Source organism: Herbaspirillum sp. Sphag64 (assembly GCF_014192645.1).
Lineage (GTDB): Bacteria > Pseudomonadota > Gammaproteobacteria > Burkholderiales > Burkholderiaceae_D > Herbaspirillum.
On sequence record NZ_JACHYE010000001.1, the window covers coordinates 464,089 to 476,472 of the forward strand.

At 54.4% G+C, this 12,384-nt stretch carries 10 protein-coding genes, 1 tRNA gene and 1 pseudogene; 6 read left to right on the plus strand and 6 right to left on the minus strand.

Annotated elements, in window-relative coordinates:
* Window positions 1-7: 7 nt before the first annotated feature.
* The 6 genes from FHW66_RS02105 to hpaR all read right to left on the minus strand — a co-directional run bounded on the left by FHW66_RS02105 (window position 8) and on the right by hpaR (window position 6,871).
* Complete coding sequence (locus FHW66_RS02105; protein WP_183378045.1) at window positions 8-2,542, minus strand: hypothetical protein; 2,535 nt, start codon at window positions 2,540-2,542, stop codon at window positions 8-10.
* 411 nt (window positions 2,543-2,953) lie between these two features.
* Window positions 2,954-3,030 (minus strand) — tRNA-Arg (locus FHW66_RS02110).
* A gap of 89 nt (window positions 3,031-3,119) precedes the next feature.
* Window positions 3,120-3,653 carry a flavin reductase gene (locus FHW66_RS02115; protein WP_221196919.1) on the minus strand — a complete coding sequence of 178 codons (534 nt, stop codon included), beginning with the start codon at window positions 3,651-3,653 and terminating at the stop codon, window positions 3,120-3,122.
* Window positions 3,654-3,668: 15 nt separating this feature from the next.
* On the minus strand, window positions 3,669-5,255 hold the full coding sequence (hpaB, locus tag FHW66_RS02120) for a 4-hydroxyphenylacetate 3-monooxygenase, oxygenase component (RefSeq protein ID WP_183378046.1): 1,587 nt from the start codon (window positions 5,253-5,255) through the stop codon (window positions 3,669-3,671).
* A gap of 117 nt (window positions 5,256-5,372) precedes the next feature.
* Window positions 5,373-6,329 carry a 4-hydroxyphenylacetate catabolism regulatory protein HpaA gene (hpaA, locus tag FHW66_RS02125; protein WP_183378047.1) on the minus strand — a complete coding sequence of 319 codons (957 nt, stop codon included), beginning with the start codon at window positions 6,327-6,329 and terminating at the stop codon, window positions 5,373-5,375.
* Between the two features lie 32 nt (window positions 6,330-6,361).
* Window positions 6,362-6,871, minus strand: a complete 510-nt coding sequence (gene hpaR / locus FHW66_RS02130; protein ID WP_183378048.1) for a homoprotocatechuate degradation operon regulator HpaR — start codon at window positions 6,869-6,871, stop codon at window positions 6,362-6,364.
* Window positions 6,872-7,096: 225 nt separating this feature from the next.
* Here hpaR and FHW66_RS20795 point away from each other — a divergent pair.
* From FHW66_RS20795 to hpaH, 6 genes and pseudogenes are all read left to right on the plus strand, one after another.
* Window positions 7,097-7,666: pseudogene (locus FHW66_RS20795) on the plus strand (fumarylacetoacetate hydrolase family protein); the annotation flags it as partial.
* Between the two features lie 144 nt (window positions 7,667-7,810).
* Window positions 7,811-8,620 carry a fumarylacetoacetate hydrolase family protein gene (locus FHW66_RS20800; RefSeq protein WP_370543424.1) on the plus strand — a complete coding sequence of 270 codons (810 nt, stop codon included), beginning with the start codon at window positions 7,811-7,813 and terminating at the stop codon, window positions 8,618-8,620.
* Window positions 8,621-8,666: 46 nt separating this feature from the next.
* Window positions 8,667-10,121 carry a 5-carboxymethyl-2-hydroxymuconate semialdehyde dehydrogenase gene (hpaE, locus tag FHW66_RS02140; RefSeq protein ID WP_183378050.1) on the plus strand — a complete coding sequence of 485 codons (1,455 nt, stop codon included), beginning with the start codon at window positions 8,667-8,669 and terminating at the stop codon, window positions 10,119-10,121.
* Between the two features lie 59 nt (window positions 10,122-10,180).
* Entirely contained in the window at window positions 10,181-11,035 is an 855-nt protein-coding gene (hpaD, locus tag FHW66_RS02145; RefSeq protein ID WP_183378051.1) for a 3,4-dihydroxyphenylacetate 2,3-dioxygenase, read from the plus strand.
* A gap of 29 nt (window positions 11,036-11,064) precedes the next feature.
* On the plus strand, window positions 11,065-11,487 hold the full coding sequence (locus FHW66_RS02150) for a 5-carboxymethyl-2-hydroxymuconate Delta-isomerase (protein ID WP_183378052.1): 423 nt from the start codon (window positions 11,065-11,067) through the stop codon (window positions 11,485-11,487).
* Between the two features lie 68 nt (window positions 11,488-11,555).
* The gene (gene hpaH, locus FHW66_RS02155) at window positions 11,556-12,359 is read left to right on the plus strand and encodes a 2-oxo-hept-4-ene-1,7-dioate hydratase (RefSeq protein WP_183378053.1); all 804 of its coding nucleotides are present in this window, start codon (window positions 11,556-11,558) and stop codon (window positions 12,357-12,359) included.
* The last annotated feature ends 25 nt before the right edge of the window (window positions 12,360-12,384 follow it).

Here is a 12,384-nt window from a genome sequence, read left to right on the forward strand (position 1 = left end):
ACTAAATTTATTTAGCAAGCTCTATCCTGCCGGGAAAGGTCAACTTGTCTTGCTGCCACAGTGGATACTGACGCTGTAACAACTTGCCCAGCGCTGACTGTGCTTGCGCGAAACTGACAGTGCGCTGATCAAAACCACGCATGGTAGCAAAGAAGGCGACATCGAAGTCATCCTGCGCTTGACGTGCAAGAAAATACCTCGCTTCCTTGTGCACCGCAGAGCGCGCATCCGCCAGCCGACAAAACAAGCCAGACAGTGCCTTCTGCTGTGCCTGGCACAGCGCTTGCCAGCGCTCATGCTCATCCACCGCAAGCAGATGTAAATAATGCATCATCGGGGCCGTCAGTGTATTGTGGCCCCAGCGTTCAAATAGCACCCGTCCAGTCATCGTCTGGGCTTGCAACCCTAGCTTCAGTTCCACTCCCGGCTGCACTGGTATATCCGCTGAAATATCGGCGCCGATAGTCATGCCCGATACCAGTCGCACCAGCTGTAGCCGATAACCAGTTGCATCCGGTGCAAAGCCTGCATCCTGCTGATATTGCGGCCGGTAAAAACGTAGCAGCAACGTCGCATTACCACTCACCTGCCCTTGCAAGACCGAGCTGAGGCCATCCAATGAGGACAAATCGAGAGGCAACTGCTGTCGAACCAGACAAACACTCAGTGCCTCCTTGATGTGATTGAACATGTCATGTTCGAGGACACCAAGCGAGAACCGCACAGCAACATCCCGATAGTCACCAGCACGCAGAGGGTTCGGATGTAATCGCTTGCGTTCGGTCAGCGATAGCGCCATGGCTCCTGATGGCACGACGCTACTATTGCCAAGGTCCAGCGCATAAGAACGTTCACTGGTTTGTATTTGCAAGATATCGCGAAATGCCACTCTTGCCGCTAGTGTCTGTGCATCATGACGAATCGCAGGTTGATAGAGTTGCTCGGCCATCTGCTTGAGTACCTGCTCGAGCATGCCGGTATCGGTACGCGCATGAGCGACCGACAATAAGGCGGCATGGGCCAGCGCCATATTGGCCAAGACATCTTCGCGACGTTTTCCCTGCCAACTAGCTGCGAACGATGCAAACACCCGTTCAATCCCTTGATGCCTAGCGATACCGGCATCCTGTTGCTGCACAACGGCACAAAAATGTTCGAATTCCGCACGCAACCTGGTAGCCGCTTCATGCAGCACTTCGGGCGCGCAGTCGCGCATGGCTTGCAGAGGATCTGCCGCCGGATCAGCACACCCGACCAGGCCGGTGAGACGACTAAGTGGCTGCACTAGTTTCTGCCGATTCGATGATGATGGCGTCGTCGGTCGGTCGAACAATGCTTGCGCTCGTTGTCCAATGAGCGCAAGGCGCTGTGCAGCCATATCAGGATTGCGTGCCGCACCCTGTGCCGCGCTCAACGCCTGCCAATAGGGTTTCAGTATTTCCATGCGCACGTCAGCATGCTCTTTGGCGGCACTTGCCGCGCCATGCCAAAGCGCCGCATCGCTCTGGACATTGGCAGTGACGCGCACGCCACGCGCCTGCCCCGAGAGTGTCTGCTCGCTGCGCACACCAGGCAAGCCAGCTGAAACATCACGCTGCCCTAGCCAACCCAATAACACAGCGAGGCGTTGCTGCTGGTCAGCAGCGCGTTGCTGCAGGCTCCGAAAATGCCGCAACTCATTGCCGTAGCCGGGATAAACCTTACTGATCAATGCCGTCAACAGGCTGCCTCGGCCATGACCCAGGGTAGCGCGACGCGAACCGTACTGAAGCTTTTCCGCATTCAGTCTGAGGAAAACCTTGCCACTGTTGTACTCACGAAAAAAAGTCTTCTTTAACTGAACATCAGCACCTGCTGACAGTGACGCCATCCCGACGTCAGCTGTGATTCCGAGTCTGGCCGATAAGGATTTGCTATACGTCTGCAGTACATAGGCCTCATCATCGTTTTCGATCCCAGCATGATGCGTGCCGCCCAGCTTCAGGGAGAACTGATTGGAAATACCGCCTGAGATGCCAAGCGCCGCGCCAAGCGACAATCCCAGTTGTTGCTTGTCATAGCTACCGGGTCGATCATACTGCTGGAACTGCGGCAACAATTGGCGCTGGACCTCAGCCCTTGCCAGATAGGCCCAGGATGCTTGTGCGTGCAGGGAAAGTCGCTCACATAACTCTCCCAGCATGGTTTTCGTCGATAACAGTTGTGCTAATTTTTCCAGTCGCAAAGACAGGAAGGCAGTTTCTCTGATGTCTAAGGTCGCAGCACTACTATCAGCCAAGTGCTGACGCAAGCTTTTCAGAAGCACTACCGTCTCTGGAATTGATGACCGGCATCCCTGCTGATGCGGATAAATTCGCAAGGCCCTGATCCAGCCGGAATGCGATAACTCGACCGACTGATAAGCACGATCGACCATGGTGCTTAAGGTCTGTTGCAACAGCGATCGCGACAACAACATGTCGGCATTACAGAGGCTGGTTTCGGAAGCGACTTCGGTGCGCTCTGCGGGACGGTTAGATACCCCCACAATTTGCGTTGGCACACACTTCGGTGCAGTTAAGTCATCACGCAAAAGACGAATGCTTAACAACATGACAGCAGGATTTTTTTTGATCTCGCAGTACATGACTGGCCTTTTCAAAAATGACAATAGCTGGCGCGACTACAAAAGAAATAGCTGAACGAAGTCAGATTGGAACGCCATTGTTCATGAAAAGGATTTTTACAAAATTAAAAATACGATCCTACTCTATCGTTTCTTTAAAAATACAATTGCAAAAAATACATCATTTGATAAATTTTTAACTATTTTTGCACCTCATGCTTGCAAAGCGTCACGTGTCATCAGCCAAGAGTATCCGCAGTCGCACGACCTGGCCATGTGATCAATAGATACCCGTAATCGACAGCACAATAGAAAAAAGGGCTCATCTTGCAATGGTCCCTTTATATCTGGTGCGGCTGGCAGGAATCGAACCCACGGCCCCTTGGTTCGTAGCCAAGTACTCTATCCTGCTGGGCTACAGCCACGAAGAGGCCGGATCATATAGGCATTTTTAAATAGTGAAAATTTTTTTCACTACGTCGTTCCCCCCTGCTTTTCGGTACGTAGCGTCGGTTTAGGCCTCCACTACGCGTTCCTGCAGTGGCAGCCGATGAAACACGCGTCCCAGATAGAGCAAACTGTCCTGCTCTTCGCTAGAGAAATGAATGCTATCGATTTCCACAATCAAGATGCTGTGACTGCCAACTTCCTCAACTCGCGTAATGCGCCCCTGCAGACTGGTCAACGCCGCATTAAGTACCGGTACATTCCGGCGCCCTTCCGACCAGGCCGGATTGGCAAAACGCTGCTCCATCGCGACCCCGGTCATGCCTGCGAATTCGCAGGCCAATGCCTCCTGATCTGCCGCCAGTACGTTCACACAAAGCACGCCGTTATCCTTGAACACCTGATTCATGGCACTGGCACGATTGAGACACACCAGCATGGTGGGTGGCGTATCGCTCACCGAACACACTGCCGTGGCAGTAATTCCGCAGCGCCCGGCCGGGCCATTGCTCGTGATGATGTTGACGGCAGCACCAAGACGCGCCATCGCCTGACGAAATTCGGTGCGCTGCAGATCGAGATAATTTGAGTTAGGCATCATGGTTTCCGATGGTAGTTACTGACGCACCTTGTCGAGCATGTTGATGTCATCGTTATTATGCAGATGGGGGACTAGCCAGCCGTGCTGGTCGTAATCGGACAGGCATTGATCGACCAGTGCCGTCATCTTCGCCAGCGTGCCGGAACCCTGCGCATGACGCAGGCATTGCATGCGGATTTCTTCCTGACTACCGGCATAGTTGATTTCGTACAGTTCATGGCGACCACCAAACTCGGTGCCGATCGCATCCCACAGCAGTTTGAGAATCTTGATGCGCTGTACATGATCAATACCGCCGGAACCACGGACATAGCGCGCAAGATAAGCATCGAGCTGCGGATCCTTGAAGTCACGTGCCCCACTGGGCAGGTAAATCAGACCACTGGCGACAATTTCTTCGATGATCTTCTTGATAGAGGTATACGCTTGCGGCGCCAGCACCCGATACGCTTGCTGAGCCTCAGTACCAGGCATACAGCTACCGTTTTTCCAGCTATCGGACTTAGCGATCATGGCCTCGGTCAGCGACCAGAAAGTATTGCGCCACGCCAGTACTTCACCAGCGGCAGCCTGTACACCACGGAACTCCAGCGTGCCGGTGCACTGTAGCGCCTTGACCAGCAAACCACTGATGAAATCAAGCTTGACCGCCAGACGGGTGCACGCCTGCAGGGGGAACAGGCGACCAAAACCGCCCTGCGGGAACCAGTTGCGGCAGCGCTCCAGATCGCGATAGACCAGCACGTTTTCCCAGGGAATAAAGGCATTGTCGAGAATCAGTATTGCATCGTTTTCGTCGAAACGGCTCGACAGCGGATAATCGAAAGGTGCACCGGTCAGCCCGGCATTGAGTTCATATGATGGACGACAAATCAGCTTCATGCCTGGTGTATCCATACCGGCGATAAACATCAGCGCCAGATCAGTACTATCACCAAGCAATCCGGCCGAGCCCTGACCAATAAAGTTGTAATGCGTCAGCGCCGATGCAGTGGCGACGACCTTGGCACCACTGACATAGATGCCAGCGTCAGTTTCGCGGTCGACCGTAATAAAGACGTCGCGCACCTGATCGACGGGCTTGTCGCGGTCGATCGGAGGATTGACGATAGCGTGATTAAGATAAAGGCAGGATTCCTGGATCCGCTTGTACCAATGGCGGGCATTGGCTTCGAACTTGCCGTAAAACTCCGGCACGATCCCCATGGCATTGCCAAAGGCGGCCTTGTAATCGGGAGTTCGCCCCATCCATCCATAACTCAGACGTGACCAGGCAGCAACTGCATCACGCTGTTGTCGCAGCTCGTCAGTACTGCGCGCAAAGCGGAAGAATTTGTGGGTGTAGCCACCGTTGCCAGTATCAGTTTCCCAGCACAATTCATCCTTGCTGGCCGGATCGTGCAGTGCATCATACAAACGCGCTACCGATGCTGCGGCATTGCGAAAGGCCGGATGTGTGGTGACGTCCTTGACGCGATCACCGTAGATGTAGATTTCGCGATTGTCGCGCAGCGAGGCAAGATATTCGGCGCCGGTGAACGGACGTGTGCATTCAGCACGCAGGTCTTCGGGCAAGACGTTTGGCAAATCGCGGGAAGTCATGATGGTCTCCACTATTGTTGTCAGGTGATGTGTTCATGATGCAATCTTTCTGCATCAATCCCAAGGCACGGAAGCCGGAATCGTTGGTACTTTTCAGGTCAGTATCGACAACCGGAATCAAGCGCTACGCGTACGTGCCTGATCGCGCCATTCGCCCGGTGCGGTTGCCGTCTGCTGGCGAAAGAAGCGACTGAAGTAGGACACATCCTTGAAGCCAAGATCAAACGCAATCTCGGAAATCGGTGCAGCGGAAAACATCAGCTGACGCTTGGCTTCCTGCAGTACACGATCGTGTACCAAACGCTTGGAGGAGAGATTGGCAACCCGCCGGCAGATATCGTTGAGCCGAGTTTCAGTCAGGCTTAACGCATCGGCATACTGCACTAACGTCCAGTGCTGACGAAAGCAGGTTTCAATCATCTGATTGAATTTCTGAAATATTTCTACATCGACCTGACGCAAATGCTTGCCCTCCTCAATCGATGCCAATGACGGCAAGCGAGCCATGGACACGAATGCCAGTCGGGTCAGCGCCACCAGATTGAGGGCACGACCCAGACCACCGTGCGCAAACTCATCGGCCAACAAAGAAAAATAATTGAGCAGTTGCACAGACTCAAATGCGCTTGCGTCAGACGCCGGATCCGGCACCACATCCAATGCTGCGCACAATGGTGAAGCCAGCGTTCGCTCCAGGATGCCGCTCGGATCACTCTTGAACAGGCGCCAGATCAGTTGCTGGCGCACCGACAATACATGGCCCTCGGCATCATCACTGATGATGAAAGCATGCGTCACCGCTGGCGGCGTCAGAAACAACAGCGGCGCACGAAGATGATAAAAACGATCGTCAAGATATAACCTGACCTCACCCTGTGTGAGGACATGAACCTGAAACACCCGATCATGCCGATGGGCGCTCATGTTACGTCCAAAAAAATCGGCCAGCCGCGACAAGGATTCAAAATGTACCTCCTCGTCCTCATAACGCAAATCAAAGGTACGCCCCAGATCAATGTTGGGAATGGCCGTACACAATGCTGGCGACGCTGGCGATGGTGGCAATTTCTGCATGAGGAAACTCACTTGGCAGACCGACTAATCAGTCAGGCAACGCGTGATTTCTTGCGCGTACTGACCTTACCGGGCGCGGTGACCGGCACGAGCTCCACTTGTTCCACATGATTGTTTTGCTGCGCCAGAAAAAGATCCAGTGCCTGATAGAGATTGCCGACCACGTCAACACCAATACCTGCTTCAAGATACGAATACTGTTGCTCAATCAAAGGTGCAATCTGCTTGATCAGCGCCCTGCTACGGGCGGTGAGCGCCACCACGATGCGGCGCTGATCGGTGTCTACCCGGCTACGCTCAACCAGTCCCATGTCCTCCATACGTACCAACACGCCGGCCAGGCTGGGACTGAGAATCTGGCAGGTTTCGCAGATTTGCCATTGCTCCATCGGCGCATGATGATCACTGATGGCACGAATCACGCGCCATTGCTGTTCCGTCAGTCCATGATGATTAAGAATGCGGCGAAAGTTGCCCATGACACATTCGCGCGCCTGCAATAACAACAAGGCCAGATTACGGTGTTTAAATGTTTTTTCCATTGAAGTGCATGCCCATTCTTGGTAGCTGGATTTTCACAATAAATAAACTGAATTCTAATTGACACACTAACATATTAGTAATTATATTGTGGAACATATTAGTGAATACGCACGCGTTCGGCTGGCCTCAAAAGTCCGGAGAAACTTGCCATTGTTGCGCGGATGGCAGCAACGAACTCAACACGGAGACAAGACCATGCGCATGCGTACGGTCGCCATGAAAAAATGACAACAACCAGTTTTTCGCAGACCCTGAAATCCAACCGCGGGACAGTCTATGGCGTCATCCTGAACGACCATGATACGCTGGCCCGGATCGGTGCAAGTCTCTCGGATCTCCCTTATAAGGCAGCACCCCAAGCACCGGTGTTGTATCTCAAACCAGCGAACACGATCAACGGCGATCACGCCGTTGTCACGCTGCCGCCCAACGCCACGCAAGTTGAAATTGGTGCCACCATCGGTATTGTGCTGGCCGCGCCTGCAGCACAGTTGACGCGTAACAACGCGGCTTCCGTCATCGCCGGCTATGTCCTGGTCGCCGACCTGAGTCTTCCGCACGATAGTTACTACCGTCCAGCGGTGCGTGAAAAATGTTTTGATGGTTCCTGCGTCCTGGGCGATAACATGATCTGTACCACCAGCCCCGAAGAGGTACAAAAATGGGAGCTGGTGACTTCCATCAATGGTCGCCTGGCGGCCCGACGCAGTCTGGGCGATCTGGTGCGCGACATCCCTGCTCTGCTCTGTGACGTCTCCGAATTCATGCGTCTGCAGCGCGGCGATGTCCTGTTGATCGGCGTCAGCTGGCAAGCACCACGTGCCGGGGTACAGGATGACATAACCCTCAGCCTGTATGCGCCTGACGCCCACGAACTGGCAGCGGTGCATCTGCAACTTGCTCCCGGCAGCGTATCTGCACAAGAAACTCAGACAGGCATTGAGCCTACGCCAGCACCACGAGGCACACGCACCTTCGGTCGCATCTTTTTCAATGGCGCAATTCATGAAGTGGAGCCCGTCCCCAATCCTGCAGAACTGGAAGCAACTTGCATCCGTCTTGCGGATGGTCGCATCCTGCGCGAAAATGAGGCGCACTGGTTGCCACCGGTTGAACCAGGAACCATTTTTGCGCTCGGTCTGAACTACGCTGACCACGCACGAGAGCTGGCTTTCAAGGCCCCGGAACAACCACTGGTATTTCTTAAGGGACCGACTGCACTGACGGGTCATTACGGCCAGACGCGGCGCCCGGCCGATGCCACTTTCATGCACTATGAGTGCGAGCTGGCCGTCGTGATTGGCAAATATGCCCGCCATGTCAGCCGCGAGCATGCCTACGATTACGTCGCAGGGTATACGGTCGCCAATGACTACGCGATTCGTGACTATCTGGAAAATTATTACCGACCCAATCTGCGCGTAAAAAATCGGGATGCCTGCACTCCGATCGGTCCCTGGCTGGTTGAAGCTGGTGCCGTCGCTGACCCAATGCGACTACAGCTCAGCACCAGTGTCAACGGTAAAGTAACGCAACGCGGCAACACCAGCGATATGGTGTTCGACATCCCGGCACTGATCGTTTATCTATCATCCATCATGACGCTGGCACCGGGAGACATCATTCTTACCGGCACGCCCGAAGGACTGACGAATGTCGTTCCGGGCGACTGTATCGTCACAGAAATTGAAGGGATAGGCCGTCTGGTCAACACCATTGTTGGTGATGACGCCACACCTGCGCACTGAACCTATCCGCTACATCGCTCAAACTCTTCTCTATGCGAGTGCAACCATGATCAAACATCTCATCAACGGCAAATCTGTAGAGAGCCGTAACGTCTTTCAGACCCTCAACCCGGCCAATAATGAAGTACTGGCCGAGGTTGCCAGTGGTGGCGAGGCGGAAGTTGCCGCTGCCGTACAGGCGGCCAAGGACGCCTTTCCCGCATGGGCTGGCAAACCCGCCGCGGAACGCGCAAAGCTGATCCGCAAGCTGGGCGAATTGATCACCCGCGATGTACCAGAACTGGCCGAACTGGAAACTCGGGACACTGGTCAGGTGATCGGCCAGACCAAGAAAGCATTGATCCCCAGAGCGGCTGACAATTTCCATTTTTTTGCCGAAATTGCGGCCCACATGGATGGTGAAGCCTACCAATCGGATACCGGCCACCTGAATTACACGATGTGGAATCCAGTCGGTGTCTGCGCGCTGATATCGCCATGGAATGTACCGTTCATGACGGCGACCTGGAAGACGGCTCCGTGTCTGGCACTGGGCAATACGGCCGTCATGAAAATGTCGGAACTATCGCCACTGACCGCCGACCGGCTCGGCCAGCTGGTACTGGAAGCAGGTATTCCTGCGGGCGTGTTCAATGTCGTGCACGGCTATGGTAAGGAGGCCGGCGAACCGCTGATCCGTCACCCCGATGTCCGTGCAATCTCTTTTACCGGGAGTACCGCAACGGGAAACCGCATCGTGCAACAGGCCGGACTAAAGAAATTTTCGATGGAGCTGGGTGGCAAGTCGCCGTTCATCATCTTTGATGACGCCGATTATGAACGGGCACTGGATGCGGCCATCTTCATGATTTTCTCCAATAATGGCGAGCGCTGCACTGCCGGCTCGCGGATTCTGATCCAGCGTGGCATTTATGAGCGCTTCGTCAGCGATTTTGCAGCCCGTGCGGCACGTCTGCAAGTCGGCGATCCGCTCGATCCGGATACCATCATCGGCCCCATGATCAGTCCGCAGCACCAGCAAAAGGTAGCGCGTTACATTGAAATCGGCAAAGCCGAAGGAGCGCGTGTGGTATTTGGTGGTGGCATGCCGGAGATACCAGCGGCGCTGAAGAACGGCAACTGGATTCAACCAACCGTGTTTGCCGATGTCGATAACCGGATGACCATTGCTCAGGATGAAATCTTCGGCCCGGTACCCTGCCTGATTCCGTTCGAGACGGAAGCTGATGCACAGCGTATTGCAAACGACACCATCTATGGCCTGTCGTCCTATGTCTGGACCGAGAACACTGGTCGCGCCTTGCGTATGGGACGCGGCATTGAGGCCGGCATGGTATTCATCAACAGTCAGAATGTACGTGATCTGCGTCAACCCTTCGGCGGTGTCAAGGCATCGGGCACAGGTCGCGAAGGTAATCATTACAGTTTTGAGGTGTTTGCCGAGGCAAAAAATATCTGCCTGTCCTACGGTAACCATCCCATTCCGCGCTGGGGAGTCTGAATCAAGGCCCACAGTATGAGTAGCATCAGCATCATACTCGATCAAAGGAGTTCAAGCGTATGGGTAAGTTAGCACTGGCTGCAAAAATCACGCACGTACCATCGATGTATCTCTCAGAGCTCGACGGCCCGCATAAAGGCTGCCGTCAGGCTGCCATTGCAGGGCATCACGAAATCGGTCGGCGCTGCCGTGCACTTGGTGTAGATACGATCGTTGTCTTCGACGTGCACTGGTTGGTTAATTCGGAATACCACATTAATTGTGGACCGCATTTTCAGGGTCTGTACACCAGCAATGAACTACCGCATTTCATCAAAAACCTGCCCTATGAATATCCCGGCAATCCGGCACTCGGCCATCTGATTGCCGAGGTTGCCAACGCCTCTGGCGTCAAAAGTCGTGCCCATAGTGATACCAGCCTGGGATTGGAATACGGCACCCTGGTACCGATGCGCTACATGAACAGCGATCAGCAATTCAAGGTCGTCAGCGTGGCGGGCTGGTGTGTCTGGCATCAACTGGAAGAAAGTATGCGCTTCGGCCAGGCCGTCCGCGAGGCAATTGAAGAACATTACGACGGTACCGTCGCCGTGCTGGCCAGTGGCTCCTTGTCACATCACTTTGCCGATAATGGCACCGCTCCCGACTATATGCACAAGGTCTACAATCCCTTCCTCGAAGAGATGGATCGCCGTGTCGTGGACATGTGGGAGCAAGGCGACTGGGCCAGCTTTATCGAGATGCTGCCGATGTACAACGAAAAATGCTGGGGTGAAGGCGGTATGCACGATACCGCGATGCTGCTTGGGATGCTGGGCGGTGTCACCTATCAGGGCAAGGTAGAAGTCGTTACTCCCTATTTCGGCAGTTCCGGCACGGGTCAGATCAATGCGATCTTCCCGGTCCCGACCTAAGTCATCATTATTCGCCAGCGAGGATTACCATGCCCCATCTGACCTTGGAATACTCAGCCAATCTTGGCAAGAGCGGCGCTCTCGGCGCTGCCCATCCGGAGCTCGATTTCAATCAGCTTTGCCAGTCGCTGGCGCACTGTCTGATCGAGCAGCAGGAGGATGGCAAACAGATCTATCCGACCGGTGGCGTGCGCGTGCGCGCGTTGGCAGCCAAGCACTACTGTATTGCCAATAGCATTGATGATGGCGGCTTCGTACATGGCACTCTGAAGATTGGTGCCGGGCGCAGCGAAGCCGTCAAAAAAGCCACCGGGGATGCCTTGTTCGCAGTGCTCAAGCAACATTTCGCGGCACTCTACCTGCAAAGCGGTCTGGCCTTGTCACTGGAAATCATCGAGGTCAATGAAGCTGGCAGCTGGAAGCATAACAATCTGCATGCGCGTTTTCGTTAGCGGCGCGAGCTCTGTTGATACGCCCTGCTCCTGATCTAACCGTGTTGTCATTTACAAGAAAAAATATCATGCTGCCACTGACCACTATCACTGAACTCGCCCGACAACTACATCAGGCAGAGAAGAACAGGATCCAGCTGCGCCACTTCTCGCAGGCCCATCCGGAGATGACAATTGAAGACGGCTACGCGATTCAGCGCGAATGGGTCAAACTCAAACTGGCCGAGGGACGCACTATCAAGGGTCGCAAAATTGGACTGACCTCGCGCGCCATGCAGCAATCATCGCAAATCAATGAGCCCGACTATGCACCGCTGCTGGACGACATGTTTTTTGAGCAAGGCAGCGATATTCCCTTTTCCCGTTTCATCTCCCCGCGGATTGAAGTAGAACTGGCCTTCATCCTCGGCAAGCCACTCAAAGGTCCCGGCGTGACCATGTTTGACGTGCTGGCAGCGACTGAATATGTGACGCCGGCAATTGAAATCATCGATGCCCGCATTGAACAGTTTGATCGCGATACCAAGGCACCTCGCAAGGTATTCGATACCATCTCCGACTTCGCAGCCAATGCCGGCATCGTCATGGGTGGCTCGCCAGTCAGACCCGATGCAGTCGATCTGCGCTGGGTTGGCGCCATGCTGTTCCGTAATGGCGTGATTGAAGAAACCGGCCTGGCCGCTGGTGTACTCAACCACCCAGCGAATGGTGTGGGCTGGCTGGCCAACAAGATTGCCACCTATGGAGAACAGCTTAACGTGGGGGATGTTGTGCTGGGCGGGTCCTTCACCCGTCCTGTCAACGCCGCGGTTGGAGATACCTTTCAGGCCGACTATGGTCCACTGGGTCAGATTGCCTTCCGTTTTGTGTAATCATTCACTTCTTCCTTCACGAGGA